Below are 17909 nucleotides of genomic sequence, written 5' to 3'. Positions count from 1 at the left end.
CGCGCCGTAAATGCGTTCGCAGTCCTCCTGCCCATATCCGGGCCAACCTCAGAGAAGAGTTCATCACATGCTTTCCTCGCTTCGCGCGCGAATCGTGGCCCTATCAGTGGTCATCGTGATCGTGGCGCTTGCAGCCAACGCCATCGTCAACCAACTGGTTGCCCGTACTTATAACAACGAGGCAATCGACAACAACCTGGCCGCCGTGCAGACCGGCCATGTGGATGCCATTGCCGAATGGGTGTCCAGCCATACCCGGATGATCGAGTCGCTGCAGGACGCCGCGCTGCAGGATGATCCGATCCCGGCCCTCAGGCTCGTCGCCAATGCCGGCGGCTTTATCAAGACATACGTCGGCTATGCGGACAAGAGCCATCGGTTCTCCGACGCCACGGGCCTGAAGCCCGACTACGACCCCACCGCGCGTCCCTGGTACAAGCAGGCCGTGGCGGCGGGCAAGCCGATTGTCACGCCACCGTATATCGCGGCAAGCAGCGGCAAGCTGGTGGTCACGTTCGCGGTGCCGGTCGTTCGCGATGGCGGCATCAAGGGCGTGATCGGCGGTGACGTGGCGATGGACGCCGTGGTTGCCAACGTGCGCTCGATCCATCCCACACCGGCCAGCTTTGGCATCCTGGTGGCGCGCAGCGGCCAGATCGTTGCGCATCTCGACGACAAGCTGACCCTCAAGCCGGTGTCGGACCTGGTGCCGGCACTCGATGGCGACAAGCTTGCCGCGCTGGTAACGGCAACGGCGCCAACCGAGGTGAGCGTCGGTCGCGCGGACAAGCTGCTGCGCGGCCGCGAGATTCCGGGTACGGACTGGATTGCCGTGATTGCGCTGGACAAGGCCGAGGCCACCGCCGGCATGCGCTCGGTGCTGATTGCATCGATGATTTCACTGGTCATCGTGGCCTGCGCGGCTGCGGTCATCGTGGCCGGTGTCACCGCGGTCTCGTTCCGTCGCCTGTCGAACGTTCGCGACGCGATGGTGGCGATTGGCTCCGGCGACGGCGACCTGACGCGCCGTCTGGCTGCGCAGGGCTCCGACGAAGTGGCGCAGATCGCGCGCGCGTTCAACGCGTTCGCCGACAAGCTGGTACATGTCATGCGCCAGATCCGTGAGGCGAGCGAATCGGTGCACGTAGCAGCCAACGAGATCGCGGAAGGCAACGCCGACCTGTCGCGCCGCACCGAATCGGCGGCAGCCAGCCTGGAACAGACTGCGGCGTCGATGGAAGAGATCACCGCCACGGTGGGGCAATCCGAAGCCTCGGCTCGTCATGCCGATGAAACCGCCGGTCAGGCGCAGCAGGTGGCTACCAGCGGCGGCGACGCCATTGCCGGCGCCATCGACACCATGAGCCGTATCGAAAGCGCCGCGGTAAAGGTCTCGGACATCATCGGCGTGATCGAAGGCATCGCGTTCCAGACCAATATCCTGGCCCTCAATGCTGCAGTGGAAGCGGCGCGAGCGGGCGAACAGGGCCGCGGCTTCGCCGTGGTGGCCGGTGAAGTGCGCGCGTTGGCGCAACGCAGCTCGCAGGCCGCCAAGGAGATCAAGACGCTGATCGAATCGACCGTCGACAGCGTGAACGCGGGCTCGGGCCAGGTGCGCCAGAGCGGCGAGACCATGCGCGAGATCGTGGGCAACGTAGGCCGCGTGACGCAGATCATCTCCGAGATCACCAATGCCGCGCGCGAGCAGACACGCGGTATCCAGGAGGTGAATGTGGCCGTAGGCCAGCTCGATCAGATGGTGCAGCAGAATGCGGCGCTGGTAGAGGAGTCGACCGCCGCAGCAGCCGCGCTGCAAGGCCAGGCGGCAACGCTGGCGGACGTAGTCAGGACGTTCCACCTGGAGTAACGGCGTCCCTGCGTTTCAAGCTCCCCTCTCCCGCGCTGCGCGGTGTTGGGGGAGAGGGCATCGCGGTTCAAATTGCGACCTGTCTCGGCTTGAGCCGCTGGCCCTCTCCCCCAGCCCCTCTCCCGCCATGCGGGAGAGGGGAGACTACCAAGGCCGTTCTGGCCTTTGGGTAAATTCAATTAATTTGAATAACTATGACAGCGATAGCCTGTTTTCCTCGGGCCGGCGCTAGCTATAGTTCTGCACATGGACAGCGCAACAACGCAGCGAAGCAAACAAAGCGACGCAAACAAGCGAGACCAGCGCTGTCTGCAGTACCTCAAACTTATTGAATTATTTTTTATACCGGAGAACATCATGTCGAACGCCAAGCTGCAAGTCCTGACCCCGCGCAACAGCCAACTGATCATCATCGACCACCAGCCGCAGATGGCCTTCGGCGTGCAGTCGATGGACCGCCAGACCATGAAGAACAACGTGGTGGGCCTGGCCAAGGCAGCCAAGATCTTCGACGTGCCGACCACCATCACCACGGTGGAAAGCGATTCGTTCTCCGGCTACACCTACCCCGAGATCCTTGACGTCTTCCCCGGCAAGCAAACGCTCGAACGTACCTCGATGAACTCGTGGGACGACCAGAAGGTGCGCGACGCGCTGGCCGCCAATGGCCGCAAGAAGATTGTCGTGGCCGGCCTGTGGACCGAGGTCTGCAACACCACGTTCGCGCTGAGCGCAATGCTCGAGGGCGACTACGAGATCTATATGGTGGCCGATGCCTCGGGTGGCACGACCAAGGAAGCGCACGACTACGCCATGCAACGCATGATCCAGGCTGGCGTGGTGCCGGTGACCTGGCAGCAGGTGCTGCTCGAATGGCAGCGCGACTGGAAGAACAAGGAAACGTACGACGCGGTGACGGGTCTGGCCAAGGAACACTCGGGCGCCTACGGCATGGGCATCGACTACGCCTACACGATGGTCCACAAGGCAGCCCAGCGTACCGCAACCCTGCATGAGTCGATCGCCCCGGTGCATGCTCCGGTGATCGAGCACTAAGCCATCACGAGGATGCAGACAGCGACGGCTTTCTTGTCGTGTCTGCATCCCGCGCCCCATTGCCAATTCCATCTTTGATTTATTCAGTGGACGAGTAATCCCTACGGGTCTGACGCTTCGAAAAGTCTTTGGACGAATGATTCAAAAATCAGTCCAGCGACGTCTTCAAGTGGATTCCGCATTGAGTTGGTATACGTGCGCCTCGATGCGTATACGTCGTATACGTAGGGCCTTTTCGCGATTTGGTGGACTTCTGCGAAGCGCATCGAAGGTGCTCCCGAGCGAGTCACTTCGACCGAAAGCGTACTCACTGCTGCGTATGTTTTTCCTTTTAAATCAATGCCGCTGAATGAGCTCTTGCACGGACCACAATTGAGCAAAGCTGACGATAAACCGGGCCACCCATCCCATGTCGGCAGGTGCGTTTCGCTGAGGTGACACGCAGCAGGTGAAGGTAGCCAAACGCACAGAACGCTACCGGCCACCATCAAGCGCGGGTTCTGTCACGCCCGGCCGGATTCGCACCCATGAATGACGGTCAGTACTAACGCCGCTTCAACATTCGTTGGCTGGATTGTCACCGTTGAACCAGCATTGCTACAGTGCTCCACCTCGCCCCATGGCTGCGGCCAGCGACGGTGGCTGTGCGACAGGCCTCTACGTCGCCAGCCCTCCCCGGGGCGTCATGCGTGACGTGTTTTCTGCTGACCGTAGCCAACCCGCTGGATGCGCCCGCAAGCTGCAAGGTCGCGGACCTCCTCGATCCAAGGCCCTGAGCGCCCCCCAAGGCTCCCAAGGGCTGCATGCATGCCTTGTAGGCCTTTTTTCCCCAGGTTGCGTCCCAGACACCCACTTTCCCGTAAAATAATTTACATTGCACTTTAATGTGCAGAATCGGCCGGCTCGGCACGTCGGCCGGTTAAAATGGTTGCAAATCAGTCACTTACGTCAATCTTGGGCATGACCGAAAAGACGCTTACTCAACGGTGGGGCCATGGCTGAGGCTATGGAAACCCTGGCAGTTACCAAGCTCACACGCACCGAATTCGCGGTGGTGCGCGCCTATGCGCAGGGCATGCGGCCAGTGGATATTGCCAACCGCTACCTGCTCGATGCGGACGACGATGACGACTTGACCGAGCATCAGGCGGTACAGCGCATTCTTGCGCTGCGTGACCGCCTTGTGCAGTTCGCGCTACAGCACGACCGTCCCGATATCGCCGAGATGTTCGAGGCGCTGCGCGGGCGGTCAGACGCCGGCATGAGTCGCCGGGTCGAGGCCCTGTCCTCGATCGAGCAATTGGGCCAGGGGCGGCCGCTACCGACGCATCAGGTTTCACTATGGTTCGGGCCAAGCCTGGCCAGGCGGCTGGTGGCCGCGGAACTCCATACCATTGCGGACCTGGTGGGGCTGGCGAACCGACGTGGCAGCAGTTGGTGGCGCCATGTGCCTCGCATTGGACGACATTCGGCTGAGACGATTGTGCGCTGGCTGGGTAACCAGCAGGCGATGTTTGACGTGAAGTTGCAGGAGTTTGTCAGGGCACCTTCGGAAATCGTCAGTCGCGGTTCGCTTCTGGCAACAAGGCTTGGCAACGACATGCCCCACCCGGTTCCCCTCGAACTGATGCTGGCCCCGGTTGGGCCGGATCCTTTCCAGGCTGCACTGGCCGAAGACCTACGGTCGGTACGTGAATGGGTGGCGGCACGCCAGGAGATGCCGAACACCTGGAAGAGCTACCGCCGCGAAGCCGAGCGAATCCTGCTTTGGAGCGCACACCAGAATCGATCGCCAAGATCCCTGACAACGGAAGACTTGGAAACGTATCGCTCGTTTTTGCTCAATCCACAGCCTGCGACGTTCTGGTGTGGACCTGCAAGTCAACGCGACAAAGCCCATTGGCGGCCTTTCGAAGGCCCTCTGCGAACCAGCTCCTGCGATGCAGCGCTACGGGTAGTTCGCACTTTGCTGCGCGGGCTACGTGCCGAAGCTCCCTGGAAACGAGCGCATGCGTTGCCACAGTCCGCTGTAGGTAGCATCGATGCCCCTGCCCCGGCCGCTGCCCCTTCCATCACCGAGCCAGCTGAAGCAGGACCGGATCTGGGCGGAAGCATCGTTCAGTTTCTCGGGTGGTTGGGGGGTGAAGGGTCGTCGCCCGGTCAGCGCGCGGCGCATGCGGCCGCACTGTTGATTGCGCGCCACGGCATGCGCATCGTGGAACTACCGGCCTTTCGGATTGGGGATCTGGTGCTCAGCGAAGGCCCACCGCGACTGACGTGCCACGGCAAGAGCGAAGCACGTCGCGGCGAGATCGAACTGGCTTCTGATGTCTGGACAGCGCTGCTGGCCCATTGGGATGACCGGGGACTGGTCTGGCAGGATCTGGCATCGGGATGGACTCCGGATGCGGCGTTGCTGGCCCCGATCCGGTTTCCTTCAACCGGACGGGGCCGCGCCAAGCAGGCGCAGCGTGCGGCAGGCTATTCCGCGAGTGGCCTCGATCAGTTGCTACGCGCTAGCTGGAAGCGCTTTGCCGCCGCACACGACAATGTGCCTTCAACATTTACACCGCGCCAGCTGCGCCTGAGCTGATCAAAGCAACATTTCAAAGCAACGTTTTGTCGAGACCGAACCGTGCCTTGAGGACCTCAAGAAGATCTTCTCGAGCGTTGCGGTCTGTCAGTTGCACGTCGAGCATGACGCGCCCCGAATCCCACTCCTTGATCGTGCCGAGAAGCTGCCCGGCTTCGGTCCGGATCTTGTACTGCCGACTGATTTCCTTGACCTTGCGGGACTTGCCCTCCTGCGCGTGCTTTCGAATGGATTCGACCTCGCGGCTCGACAAGCCATCGTTCATGATGCGCGTGGCCAGATCCCGCGTGCGGTCTTCTCCAGCTACCTTGCAGTACAGCGTCAGCTCATAGCCGGCTGCAATGCCGATCGCGCTCGGACGCTCGCGCATCACCGCAATGACCGAATCCGGCAGCTTCAACAGCGCCAGCGTCTTGTTGACCGTACCGGCGGACATACCGGTCAGTTCGCAGATTTCTTCTTCCTTCTGAACCTTGCCCTCATCGAGCAACTGACGCCAGGCAATCGCATTGTCGAGCGCCGACTGATCGGACCTCTGCTCGTTCAGCAGTAATGACAGCCGGTAGAAATCGAGTTCGCTCATGTCGTCCTCGATGAAGCATACCATCTCGAGCTTGCCTGCGGACGCCAGCGCGCGTTTGCGATAGTGACCGTCGATCAGGATGTAGTGACCCGGTCGTGTCGGGTCGGGGGCGGCAAGGCCCGGTGTCTTCTGCCCGTGCGTGGCAATCGACGCAGCACGCTCCTGGACTACTGCCGGATCGTAAATGCGGCGCGCATTGAAGGGATTGTCGTGGAGTTGGGCGATCTGAACCCGGATCAATTGCCGGCCTTCGACCGCAGCCGATGCCGGACTTTCAGCGCTGAAAGTGGCGTCCGGTTGCCCCGCTTTCGGCGATTGGGGCGACTGAAGCAGTCCGTTTGGACGCTCCGTCAACGCCGCCTCTGCACGGGCAAAGCGGTCGATCGCATCGCTGCGGTTCTTTTCGGCGGCCATGCCGGCCAGCATGCCCGCTTTCAGGCTTTTCAATTTCGTTGCCATTCTATTACTCAATCAGGGACAGTATCTCGTCCACCATCATGTCGACTTCCTGGATCGCTTCCCGCGCCCCCGGGACGCCGTGCACCGTGCAACCCATTGCCAGGCATTCGCGAAATGCCGAGCGCGAACCCACCATCGAGTTCAATAGTGGAACGTCGGCGTCATCGCCCAGGATCTCGATAGCCTGGCGCGCAATCGATACACGACGCTGGACCATATTGGCCATGACACGTATCTGTAGCGACTCGTTCTGAACTTGAGCGTGCTGAGCCAGGGTCTTCGCGGCCACGGCCGCCCACAGGTCAGGCGGTGAAGGAACCACGGGAATAATCGCGAGATCCGAGATCAGCAGCGCGCTGGAGGGCGCCGCCGAATGCACTGCAGGCGGACAGTCGACCAGAATGTAGTCGTAGTCGTGAATAAACTTGCGGACCTCGCGATGCATGGCACCGCCGGAGGGCGCCAAGCCAAAAACGGCAGCAGGAAACGGGCGCTCGTCACTAGCCTGGGCAGCCCAGCGCGTTGCCGTCCCTTGTTCGTCCATATCGACCAGCAGCGAGCGTGCGCCCCTGAGGCCCAATGTGCCTGCCAGATGCATGCTGACGGTAGTTTTTCCGCAGCCGCCCTTCTGATTGAAAACGGTGATGATCTTTGCAGCCATTACGGCCTCACTTTCAGCGCTGAAAGCGCAGATGATGGTATCCAGTCAAGGCGCAACTTTAGCCAAATCGACTTTACGCTACAACCCGTTTTTCAAAAATTAAATTATTGGAAAGGCTTGGCCCGTATTTGCCTTAAGACAGCATGTGCTGGAAGCGAGAAACAAAGAAAATCCGACTACATCAATAGTGCGGGATTCTTCTTCTTGAAAAGCGATAAGGAATCCGCCTAAAGTAAAGGCAGTGCGCATTACGCCGCACATGACACCGCAACACAATGTGGTTATGATGCCCTCTACAGTCGAGTCAAGTCGTGTCAACCTCGTCGGCTTCCGTTCGGTATCTGCGAGACCTCAACGTGCTTGAACGGTTGTTTGCGTTGTGTAAACGAACTTGCTTCGAAAGGAAATTCTTATGGCAACCGGTACGGTCAAGTGGTTCAACGAGACAAAGGGTTTCGGCTTCATCACCCCGGATGACGGCGGTGCAGACCTGTTTGCTCACTTCTCCGAAATCCAGGGAGCAGGCTTCAAGACCCTGAAGGACGGTCAGCGTGTGACGTTTGAAGTGAAGCAGGGGCCGAAGGGCCTGCAGGCATCCGCTATCAAGCCAGCCTGACGTGAACCACTATCTCCGGAAAGTCTGCATCTGACTTGACGGTAGAGCGAAAAGGGCAAGCATCATGCTTGCCCTTTTTGTTTGTACCGCGTCCAGAGCCCTGCCGTTGCGTTCAGCCGAGTTTGCGGACGCTGGTTCGCGATGGCTGCAGAACGAGTGCCTTCGACGAATCGGCATCGACCTTGGCGCCTGGGTACACCACCAGCACATCCTTGAGCGCCTTGCGAAACAACGCCCGGAACTTGCGTTCGCTTTCGGTTTCGGTCCCAAACTGCATTTGCAACGCTTCCCACGGAATTTCCGTACGGCGCTGAATGGTAAAGAACCGATACGTCAGCCACGAGTACACATCGAGCGCAAATGGCGACTGCTTCAGCGCCTTCAGTGCGCGCATGTCCACCGGTACTGGCCGGTTCACGAGTTCGTTGAAGAACGGCTCAGACAGCACCACGAAGCTCTCGAACATCGATCCCTGGCCCGGTTGCATGGGATCCCACCATGTCGACAGCTGATCTGCCAGCAAATAGCCTACACGGTCGATCGACAGTGGCTCGTGTCCGGGCGGCTGGTTTGGAACAGGAATCGACTTGTTCTGCACAATGGCGATAGTGGCCGAGAACAGGCGGATCATCTGCTGGCGCACCAGCGTCATGGTGCCGCGCTTGCCGCCCGTAGCCATCGGAATGCCAAGGTTGTACATGAACTCGGACAACGAATTGCCAAGCGAGATACGACGGTCCTCCACGGTCCCGGTAAACTCGCCGCGCTTCTTCTTGGCCATGATTTCCTTGCCAATCCAGGCAAGCATCAGGCGCGGATAGGAGCCGTACGGATATCCAAGCGATACAGTTTCGGAAACGAGCTTCTGGCGCCCATTTGACGCACGTTCAGACCGTTGCTGCGTGAAGTAGCCCGGTTGAATCATCAACGAGATATTGCCGCTGGTACGGGTCCATACCGGAGGTGCGCCCTTGGGCGCCCGATACGGCAGTGTCACCTGCACGCTGGCACGGCTCAGGAAACCAACTTCTCCGCTTTGCCAGGCGTCTTCGCGCTCCATAGCCTGGGCTTCGTCGAAGAGACGCTGGAATTTCTCGGACGGAACGAGCACGTTCTCGTTCCCGGGAACGATGATGCGGGATGGCTCACGGTCCTCTTCCAGGACAGAGCGTTCCCCCTCGGAGGCCATAGCGCGTTTGATCGACATATTGGTGGGCTTCGGATTACCCGCCTTTGTACGCGATCGCGTATACCTTGTCACGCAGAAACGGGTACGTATACGTGTTTCTTTGCTGATTCGCTGATGAGGTTCAGGTAGCTATCGCCGCTGGCTGTCGGCCGTTTGTGTTCCATTGCCGGGTATCCGGCGATTGGCGAGATGGCGGACACACGGTGGGCAACCCACCAGGGTTGTCCACGGTTGGCTGCTCATCCACTACAAGTAAACGATACCGATACGGGTTAACTACTCGTAAACCGTATACGGAGCGCCAGCAGCATTGATTTCAAAGTACTTTTAGGCGGTCAGCGAACCCGATTCTGCGGGCTTCCGAACCCGTTTCTGCGACAGCCCGAACCTGATTCTGCGGCAAAGCGAACCCAATTCAGCGAACTTCGCGAACCGGAATCTGCGGGGATAACCCACTGATCCCACAGGCTTTTCCACAGCACGGAAGCACAAAAGCGTACCCGTTTCTGCGCCCGCCGACGAATCCACCTGCAGCTTCGCGCTAAAACCGCTAGCACTGGCGCATTTCCACGGCTTATCCACGCAGAATCGGGTACGCCTGAGTCCCATCCGAGCCCGTTTCGGCACACGGAGCGTACCTACTTCTGCGTAGCCCGGGCGCTAAAGCGTACCTACTTCTGCGTGAGTCGGGTAAGCAGCAAGGAAAGCGAGCTGTCGAACCCATTTCTGCGGCGTACCCAATTCTGCGAACCCGCCCCGGAAATGCGATGCAGCATGAAAGCGTACCCAATTCTGCGGGCCCTGCGGCGGCTGGCTTGGCGGCTCGCCGTACCCGTTTCTGCGCCCAATACCTGCGCCCGCGCGTGCAACATGCCGCGCAGCCATCGGTATACCCGACGTATACGTAAGAGCCGGCGCCCACTTGCTACCCAGGCAATCACCCTCGGGCCAGTCACAAGGCGTACCTGTTTCTGCGATCGCTGTGCACCGGCCAGCGCCTGGTCCGTAGGCACGTATACGACGCGGTCGCAGCATGTATACGCGTTGCGTACCCGTTTCTGCGACGTCAGGCAGCGAAATTGCGTACTCATTTCTGCGAGCACGTCGCTGCGGCGCAGACGTATACGTTACTTCTCGCCAAACGAACCTGATTCTGCGGGGATAACCTGTATGCCAAAGTTTTAGGCGGGATAAGTTGCCGACTTATCCACCGGATTCGCGCCAGGAACAATGTGTCAGCGGCGTTCGACGCAGCCAGGCGTACCCATTTCTGCGTTGCACAACGTTACGATTTTTTTGGGCAATCCTGGCAGGATGAACCGACGGCGTACCCGTTTCTGCGGGCAGATTTTCCGAGGAGCGGCGGGAGCGTACCCATTTCTGCGAGAACTCTACCGGGCAGGTTTTGGGTGCCGTGTAGATTTGGGGGCACTCTTGGAGGGAGAAGGGGAAGATGCAGGGGATGCGGGAAACGGGTCGTTACGCACGTGCGATTGGAGGTGCCCACGATCCGGTTGGGTGGGACCACGACTCCCGATGCATCGGGTACAGCGTACGGACGAAAAAAAACCCGCCAGAAAAGGCGGGTTCTTTGTAGCGTCGAAGCGTGCCTTGCGGCGTACTCCGGTGCCAGGTCTTACAGCGGCGTGATGTTCGCAGCTTGCAGACCCTTCGGGCCGTTCTTAACTTCGAACGACACGCGCTGGTTCTCTTGCAGCGACTTGAAACCTTCGCTACGAACTTCCGAGAAGTGCGCGAACAGGTCATCACCGCCTGCGTCCGGCTTGATGAAGCCGAAGCCCTTGGCGTCGTTGAACCACTTAACGATTCCGGTTTGCATGGTATTGCTTTCCAAATAAAAAAATAAAGAAACCGATGGTGCACACACCACCGTACAGCCAACTCAAGGAAAGGACACCATGGACAACCGAAGTACCAAGACGGTGGCTAACGAATGAACTGTTGCCTCGTCGCTTGAATCTGGACGAGATTTATACGGGGGATTTCCTGCTACGTCAAGGCAGGGAATTCCCCCGACCGCTCTGGCAACCACAGCGCCCCTTGTGGGATCATCGCGCCTTTTGCGAATTGTCGAGTCAACACCGCAGCATCCAGGCCAGGCGATGCATGGTGCACTCGGTAAATCAGGAGACCATGCATGTCCACATCAGACCAGGCGCCACGTTCAGGAAACCAGCCTGCGCCGGGCCCGTCGGCGCCGCCGGCATCACAGAGCCTGCTGGAACGAATTTTCCGCCTGCGCGAGCACGATACCAATGTGCGCACGGAAATCCTGGCAGGTGTGACCACGTTCCTGACGATGGCCTACATCATCTTCGTGAACCCCAGCATCCTTGGCGATGCCGGCGTGCCCAAGGACGCGGTATTCGTTGCGACGTGCCTCGCCGCCGCCATCGGCACGCTGATCATGGGTTTTTACGCCAACTACCCGATTGCCATGGCACCGGGCATGGGGCTGAACGCCTATTTTGCCTATACCGTCGTGAAGGGCATGGGCTTCCCCTGGCAGGCAGCGCTGGGCGCTGTGTTCATATCAGGCTGCCTGTTCCTGATCGTGACGCTGTTCCGTGTGCGTGAGGCGATCGTCAAGGGCATTCCGCAGGCCATCCGTGGCGCCATCACCGCGGGCATAGGCTTGTTCCTGGCAATCATCGCGCTGCACAGCGCGGGCATCATCGCTGGCAATCCCGCCACGCTGGTGACCATTGGCGATCTGCACCAGCCGCCCGCCGTGCTGGCCATCATTGGCTTCTTCACCATCGTGGCGCTGGACCGCCTGAAAGTGAAAGGCGCCATCCTGATCGGGATCCTGCTGACTACGGTGCTGAGTTTCTTCTTCGCAGGCAACCAGTTCCATGGCGTGGTTTCCGCACCTCCATCGATCTCGCCCACACTGTTCAAGCTCGATGTTTCCGCCGCGTTGTCGATCGGCATCGTCAACGTCGTACTGGTGTTCTTCCTGGTCGAACTCTTCGATGCAACCGGCACCCTGATGGGTGTGGCCAATCGCGCCGGCCTGCTCAAGGCCGGCAAGATGGACCGCCTTAACAAGGCGCTGATGGCGGACAGCACGGCCATCATGGCCGGGTCGCTGCTCGGCACCTCATCCACGACCGCCTACATCGAGAGTGCGTCAGGCGTGCAGGCGGGTGGCCGTACCGGGCTGACAGCGGTAACCGTGGCAGTGCTGTTCCTTGCGTGCCTGTTTATCTCGCCATTGGCAGGTACCGTGCCGGCATACGCCACGGCGCCGGCGCTGCTCTATGTCTCTTGCCTGATGTTGCGTGAACTGGTGGAGATCGACTGGAGCGATGTCACCGAAGTGGTGCCCGCGGTGCTGACCGCACTGGCCATGCCGTTCACGTATTCGGTAGCCAATGGTGTGGCCTTCGGGTTCATTTCGTACGCGGTGCTGAAGCTGCTGACGGGCCGTGCCAGACAGGTGCCGCTGATGGCCTGGATCATCGCCGTGGTCTTTCTGTTCAAGTTCTATTACCTGCCTGGACATTGAGCAGCAGTGAGAGTGAGCACTGGCGAAGCAGCTTCATGAAACAACCGGGGGATGGCGTCATGGCCATCCCCTTTTCCATGGTGCGTGCGACAGATGATGTTCAAAATGAAAACGTTGCCAGGCTAGTACCCAGGATCACCAAGCGTACCTGTTTCTGCGTACCGGGCCACTGCCATCATGGCGCGACAGCGTACCCGTTTCTGCGGCGAGAGTAAGGGCTAATTTACCTAGCGAGCAATGCCAAAAGCCCCTTCCAGGTCTCATACAAAAGTATGAGACTTGGCTGAAAGCGAACATTCCGGGCTGGACAAAAGGGGTGAAATGCACTGAACTAGAGGCGTGGCAAAAACTTGAGGGCGCGCAAGAGCGCCCTTTCTTGACTCCGGGGCACGGGGCGCCTGGTCTTTTATTGACACGCGTGTCCTACCTGCGGCGAGACCTGCCGGCAGCATCAGAAGGAGGTCAGCCGAAATGAGACCGTTCTCATAAGAGCGGCTTCGCCACCACGGACAAAGAGTGCGCACGCATATGCGCACCGGACAAAGACAGCTCAAATCAGAACAGAGAAAGTGGTAACCGCGAACGTGTAGTGCCGGGGGATGTTGTTCAACGGGGAACAGATCATGACCGCAGGAGAAATCCGGCGTCCCGCCATCGGGCCTATCAGCGAATCCGCCAGCCAGTCGATGCATGGCGTCTGGGCAGCCCTGGGAGAGGCCTCAGCCGATATCGCGCAACCTGAACGGGACGACGAGGGACACGAGCACCACGCCATTACCGCTGTTGCCGCAGCGCTTGCCGAAGACCGTGACATGTCGCCGCGCACCCGCGCAGCAGTCGAAGCCCTGTTGCGGCATCATCGACTGCTGGCCGAAGATCTCGCGCGCCAGCGCCAGTTGCTGCAGGAATGGATCCTGAGCCAGCTTACCTACAAGTCGCTCTACTACCAGTATTCCGGGCAGAAGCCGGAAGCACCTAACGTCGAGCTGATGCGTGAAAAAGACATGGTACGCAGACGCATCCGCGAGCAGCTTCACGTGGGGTGCGAGGAAGTCGGCGTGCTCGACGAACAATCGCGCAGTTTGTCCAGACCGTGATCCACCAGACGTTGCGCGCGGGTCAGGCCGCGCAGCCAGCGGAACCAGACCGGGCCACGTTGCCCGTGGTCGCCCGTGCGGCGGCAGGAACCGCTACCAACAAGAAGCCCAACGTCAGGGAGAACGTCATGGACCGATTGTGCAAGGCGCCGGCACGCTCCGCACAGATCGTGCTCGTGTCGCGTTATGAAGATTTTGGTTTCAGTGCGAACCAGTTCGGTTCGGGATGGGAGATCCGGCGCGTACAACAGGTGAGGGACCTGGAACGCGCGGTGCGCGGCAGCGCGCCGATGGCCGGCATTCTCGATCTGCAGGCGCCCTACAGCGATGCTGAACTGACCCAGCTCGAGCAAGGCCTGCAGCATCTGCACGTGATGTGGGTCGCCATCACCTCCACGGCAATGCTCGAGGATGAGCGCGTGCGGCGCCTGATCCGCGATTACTGCGTGGACTATGTGCGCACGCCGTTCTCGTTCGACGAATTGCTCTACACGCTCAAGCATGCCCACGGCATGGCCTGCCTGCATGGTGCGCGCATGCCCGAGCAGGCCACGCGCGGCCCGATGATCGGCGAATGCCAGGCCATGCGCATGATGTTCCGTTCGCTGGCAAAGGTAGCGCACAACGATGCGCCGGTGTTCATTTCCGGCGAATCCGGCACCGGCAAGGAGCTGGCGGCCCAGGCCATTCACGAAGCATCGAGCCGTCGCAAGGGGCCATTCGTGGCCATCAACTGCGGCGCGATTCCTTCGCACCTGGTGCAGTCGGAACTGTTTGGCTATGAGAAAGGCGCGTTCACAGGCGCCAACCAGCGCAAGATTGGCTGGATCGAGCAGGCGCAGGGGGGAACGTTGTTCCTCGATGAAATTGGCGACCTTCCGCTGGAAAGCCAGGTCGCGCTGCTGCGCTTTCTCCAGCAGGGCACGATAACGCGCCTGGGCGGGCATCAATCGATCCCGCTGGATTTGCGCATTATCTCGGCCACGCACGTGGATCTCATTGCCGCGCAGGGCGACGGCCGGTTCCGTCCCGACCTGTTTCACCGCCTGTGCGTGCTCACGCTGACCATTCCGCCGTTGCGCGAGCGTGGCGAGGATATCCTGCTGCTGGCCAATGCGGTGCTGGCCGAGCATGGGCACGAGGCGCACCGTCGCATTCGCGGATTCTCGTCATGTGCCACGCAGGGCATGATGCAGTACGCGTGGCCTGGCAACGTGCGCGAACTGATCAACCGGGTGCGGCGGGCAATCGTGATGACCGACAACCGCAAGATCACGGCCGAGGACCTGCAACTGCATGGTGGCGTAGAAGTCCCGCGCAAGACGCTCGATGCCATCCGCGAGGAAGCCGAGCGAGAGGCGATCCGTACGGTAATGGCCAGCCACGGCTTCCATGTGGTGCCGGCCGCTCGCGAGCTCAATGTGTCGCGCGTGACGCTGTATCGGCTCATGCACAAGCACAATATCCGCGTGGATCTGCAACCGGGAGCGCCGGGCGACTAGCGATCGAACCGACGATCGGTCAACCTGCAGGAATCCGCCATGGGCATGCCTGCCCATGGCGCCAAGGGGGATCCGGCGACGTCCGCTCGCCGGATCCCCTTTGTCCTCCCGCCCGGACAGCGGCGGCAGGCTAGCGCGGCTTGGCCCGCGCGTAAGTGGCCAGTCTGGCCGTTTTCCCCATTCCAGCTTCAGGTCATGCTGACCTTGCCACGGCGTCCACGCGGTGGTGCGCTGTCGTCCTGCATCTGGCGGCCGGGAGCCACGTCGTGCGGATCGGCGGCATTGTCTCGCGCCTGGCGACCGGCTGGCTGCGCTGCATTCTGGTCTGGCTGGAACTTCACATCTCCCCACGCCCAGCCGAATGCGCGAACGTAGATGTCATTGCTTACAGCGGCATGGCTGTTGGGGTTGGTATCGTCCGGCCGGTCGAAATAGGCATAGTTGCCCGCCAGTGCCGGCGCAGCCGCGGTCGAGAGCAAGGCCAGCGCAATGGTGGCGAAAACTCTGGCGTGCATGGGTGGCTCCCTCCCTTGCTGGAAAAAGGTGCCCGCCGGGGGACGGAGCACGTAAACCGGTTTAGGCCCAGCCGGCCGAAAAAGCAACGGTCGCGTTCGCAAACCTTGACGTTTCGACCGACGGGCGGGCAACCCTCAACCGTTCAGCAGCCGGGATGACCATTGCGCTGCCGGCTGGCAGACGCGGCCACACTTCGATTGGCGGCGGCGCAGAACGACGTCACGGGACGTGCAGTCGGTCGCGGAGACGGAAGCAGGGGCGGCGAAAGCAGGTCCCTCACCGAGGGGGCGGGGCCCGCGAGCCGATAGGCGCGGCGGCGCGCCGTCATTCGCGCTGGTGGATGACGCATGGCAGTGTCTTCTCCTGCGTTCTGTTCGTCTTGTTGTTGGACTCGTACTTCTCCCGTTGCCAGTAGAGCGACAAGTGTGCCAATCGCATGTAAACACTTGTTTTACAAAGGATGTAGTACGCCAATCCATCATGTATCGAGGCAAATCCCGCGACCCGGCGGACAATCGGTTACGCGACTGTTACGGCAAGCGGACGCAAGACCGCGTGGTCTGGTCCGACGTGACACAACAAAAGCGTGCATGTGGCGCGGCAAGCGATATGCGGCGAAGGTGCGAGTGGGAGCCGGACAACATGACAAGCGTGAAACAAACACAGTTGTCTGGTTTAACGTCGCATCCGGATCAAACTGGCATCCATGCGACGCATGCGTGGCCGCCGCAACTGGCATCCAGCACCCGCGTGCATCTGGTTGCAGCGCTGAAACCGCCGCAGCACGCAGAAACGGGTACGGTTTGGGCCAGTAGTGGTAGTTAGCGCGGTGTGGCCTGGGCGCCCGAAGCGCCCGTTCCGCTCGGTGTCGTCGTGTTGCTGCCCGAGATCGGCTTGGGGCCGGGGCCCGGCTGCTGAGTACGTTCGCAGCCCGCAAGCGCGAACAGGCTGGCTATCAGGCAGAGCGTCAGGCAGGTGGAGCGTGCGGCGTGGAGAATCACGGAATGCCTCCTCATGTGTGCCTCGCTTAACTGTAGCAGGCGCACGTGTGAGTCGCCGACCGGCCGAACTATGATGAACTCATCGCATCAGACGCCGCCCGACAGACAATCCGGTGCCATGGCAGCGAAGCTCTAACGGTGGTAAAAGCGCCACTCTGGTTCGACGCCAGCCCCATTCGAGGATGAACGGCATGCCACCTGACCACGCGCCTGGAAATTCCGACCAGTTGCCGCCGCGCCCCCAGCGTGGCCGGTGGCTGCCCGATCGCCACACGGCCGCGCGCACGGTGCGCGTGGTGTCGGCTGCCGTCATGTCGTGGTTCGAGCATCGCGCGGCCAGCAAAGGTGCCGCGCTGTCGTTCTACATGCTGTTTTCTCTGGCGCCCATCCTGGTGCTGGTCATCTCGATTGCCGGCCTGTTTTTTGGAGCCGAAGCGGCGCGCGGTGAAATCTTCGCCCAGCTCGACGGATTGGTGGGCTCGCAGGGCGCCGCGGCCATCCAGGAGATCCTGGCCGCCACGCATCGTGCCGGCGGCAGCGGTGTAGCAGCGTTGATCGCCACCGGCATCCTGTTTGTTGGCGCCACGAGCGCGTTTGCCGAACTCAAGGGCAGCCTTGACGATATCTGGCAGGCGCCGCCCCCGGCCGGGGCCGGCTGGCAGAAGCTGCTGCGTGCGCGCCTGCTGTCGTTCAGCATCGTGCTGGTGCTCGCGTTCATGCTGCTGGTGTCGCTGATCGTCAACGCCGGATTGGCCGTAGTGAACCGCTTTTGGGGGCAGCTGTGGGTGGCGTCGTGGTTTGCGCCGGTGGCCGATGCCATATCCACGGCGTTCTCGTTTGCCGTGGTCACCCTGCTTTTCGCGGTGATCTTCAAGATGCTGCCCAATGCGCGCATTGCCTGGCGCGACGTGTCCATGGGCGCAATCATCACCGCGCTGCTGTTTTCGGTGGGCAAGCGCCTGATTGGCATCTACCTAGGCAATAGTGCCGTGGCATCGTCTTATGGTGCCGCGGGCTCGGTCGTCGCGTTGATGTTGTGGGTGTACTATTCGGCGCAGATCTTTTTCTTTGGCGCCGAACTGACCCGTCAGTACGCGCTGCAATTCGGCAGCCTGCGCGGGCACGATCCAGCCAAGGAAAACCTTGCCACGCAATCCGGTGCACCGGCCGGGACCGCGAACCGGTAAAATAGCGCCCCATTCGATCCCGGGGCGTTTCCCCGGGTTGCTACCCGGCC

14 protein-coding genes are annotated in these 17909 nt (G+C 60.8%); 8 read left to right on the top strand and 6 right to left on the bottom strand.

Going from position 1 to position 17909, the window contains the following annotated elements:
- Positions 1–67 precede the first annotated feature (67 nt).
- The 3 genes from ACO550_RS35005 (at position 68) to ACO550_RS34995 (ending at position 5516) form a co-directional block, all read left to right on the top strand.
- A complete protein-coding gene (locus ACO550_RS35005; protein ID WP_315597748.1) occupies positions 68–1867 on the top strand; it encodes a methyl-accepting chemotaxis protein in 1800 nt (599 codons plus the stop codon).
- A 357-nt stretch (positions 1868–2224) separates the two neighbouring features.
- Positions 2225–2923: a hydrolase gene (locus ACO550_RS35000; RefSeq protein WP_485995110.1), complete on the top strand. Its 699-nt coding sequence runs from the start codon at positions 2225–2227 to the stop codon at positions 2921–2923.
- A 994-nt stretch (positions 2924–3917) separates the two neighbouring features.
- Positions 3918–5516, top strand: coding sequence for a phage integrase family protein (locus ACO550_RS34995; protein ID WP_315598378.1), 1599 nt, complete (start codon positions 3918–3920; stop codon positions 5514–5516).
- A 13-nt stretch (positions 5517–5529) separates the two neighbouring features.
- Here ACO550_RS34995 and ACO550_RS34990 read toward each other — a convergent pair whose 3' ends face one another.
- Both ACO550_RS34990 and ACO550_RS34985 read right to left on the bottom strand, forming a co-directional pair.
- Positions 5530–6558: a ParB/RepB/Spo0J family partition protein gene (locus ACO550_RS34990; protein ID WP_485995109.1), complete on the bottom strand. Its 1029-nt coding sequence runs from the start codon at positions 6556–6558 to the stop codon at positions 5530–5532.
- A gap of 4 nt (positions 6559–6562) precedes the next feature.
- On the bottom strand, positions 6563–7219 hold the full coding sequence (locus tag ACO550_RS34985) for an AAA family ATPase (protein WP_315598376.1): 657 nt from the start codon (positions 7217–7219) through the stop codon (positions 6563–6565).
- A gap of 412 nt (positions 7220–7631) precedes the next feature.
- Between ACO550_RS34985 and ACO550_RS34980 the strand changes: the two genes are divergently transcribed.
- The gene (locus ACO550_RS34980) at positions 7632–7835 is read left to right on the top strand and encodes a cold-shock protein (RefSeq protein WP_042880443.1); all 204 of its coding nucleotides are present in this window, start codon (positions 7632–7634) and stop codon (positions 7833–7835) included.
- Between the two features lie 112 nt (positions 7836–7947).
- Here ACO550_RS34980 and ACO550_RS34975 read toward each other — a convergent pair whose 3' ends face one another.
- Both ACO550_RS34975 and ACO550_RS34970 read right to left on the bottom strand, forming a co-directional pair.
- Entirely contained in the window at positions 7948–9042 is a 1095-nt protein-coding gene (locus ACO550_RS34975) for a replication protein RepA (RefSeq protein WP_315598375.1), read from the bottom strand.
- A gap of 1618 nt (positions 9043–10660) precedes the next feature.
- The gene (locus ACO550_RS34970; protein ID WP_315598374.1) at positions 10661–10864 is read right to left on the bottom strand and encodes a cold-shock protein; all 204 of its coding nucleotides are present in this window, start codon (positions 10862–10864) and stop codon (positions 10661–10663) included.
- A gap of 318 nt (positions 10865–11182) precedes the next feature.
- On the opposite strand from ACO550_RS34970, the gene ACO550_RS34965 reads away from it, so the two are divergent.
- From ACO550_RS34965 to ACO550_RS34955, 3 genes are all read left to right on the top strand, one after another.
- Positions 11183–12556 (top strand): solute carrier family 23 protein, encoded by a 1374-nt coding sequence (locus tag ACO550_RS34965; RefSeq protein WP_315598373.1) that lies wholly within the window; start codon positions 11183–11185, stop codon positions 12554–12556.
- Positions 12557–13179: 623 nt separating this feature from the next.
- Entirely contained in the window at positions 13180–13653 is a 474-nt protein-coding gene (locus ACO550_RS34960) for a hypothetical protein (protein WP_315598372.1), read from the top strand.
- Positions 13654–13781: 128 nt separating this feature from the next.
- Positions 13782–15155: a sigma-54 dependent transcriptional regulator gene (locus tag ACO550_RS34955; protein ID WP_315598379.1), complete on the top strand. Its 1374-nt coding sequence runs from the start codon at positions 13782–13784 to the stop codon at positions 15153–15155.
- A gap of 188 nt (positions 15156–15343) precedes the next feature.
- On the opposite strand, the gene ACO550_RS34950 is transcribed toward ACO550_RS34955, so the two are convergent.
- Both ACO550_RS34950 and ACO550_RS34945 read right to left on the bottom strand, forming a co-directional pair.
- Positions 15344–15670 (bottom strand): hypothetical protein, encoded by a 327-nt coding sequence (locus tag ACO550_RS34950; protein ID WP_315598371.1) that lies wholly within the window; start codon positions 15668–15670, stop codon positions 15344–15346.
- Between the two features lie 822 nt (positions 15671–16492).
- Complete coding sequence (locus ACO550_RS34945) at positions 16493–16687, bottom strand: hypothetical protein (RefSeq protein ID WP_315598370.1); 195 nt, start codon at positions 16685–16687, stop codon at positions 16493–16495.
- 176 nt (positions 16688–16863) lie between these two features.
- Between ACO550_RS34945 and ACO550_RS34940 the strand changes: the two genes are divergently transcribed.
- Positions 16864–17859 (top strand): YhjD/YihY/BrkB family envelope integrity protein, encoded by a 996-nt coding sequence (locus ACO550_RS34940; RefSeq protein ID WP_315598369.1) that lies wholly within the window; start codon positions 16864–16866, stop codon positions 17857–17859.
- Positions 17860–17909: the final 50 nt, after the last annotated feature.

The sequence above is a fragment of the Cupriavidus sp. genome, assembly GCF_057315035.1.
Note: the sequence above shows the minus strand (reverse complement) of the source record. Positions and strands in the feature narration are given on the sequence as shown.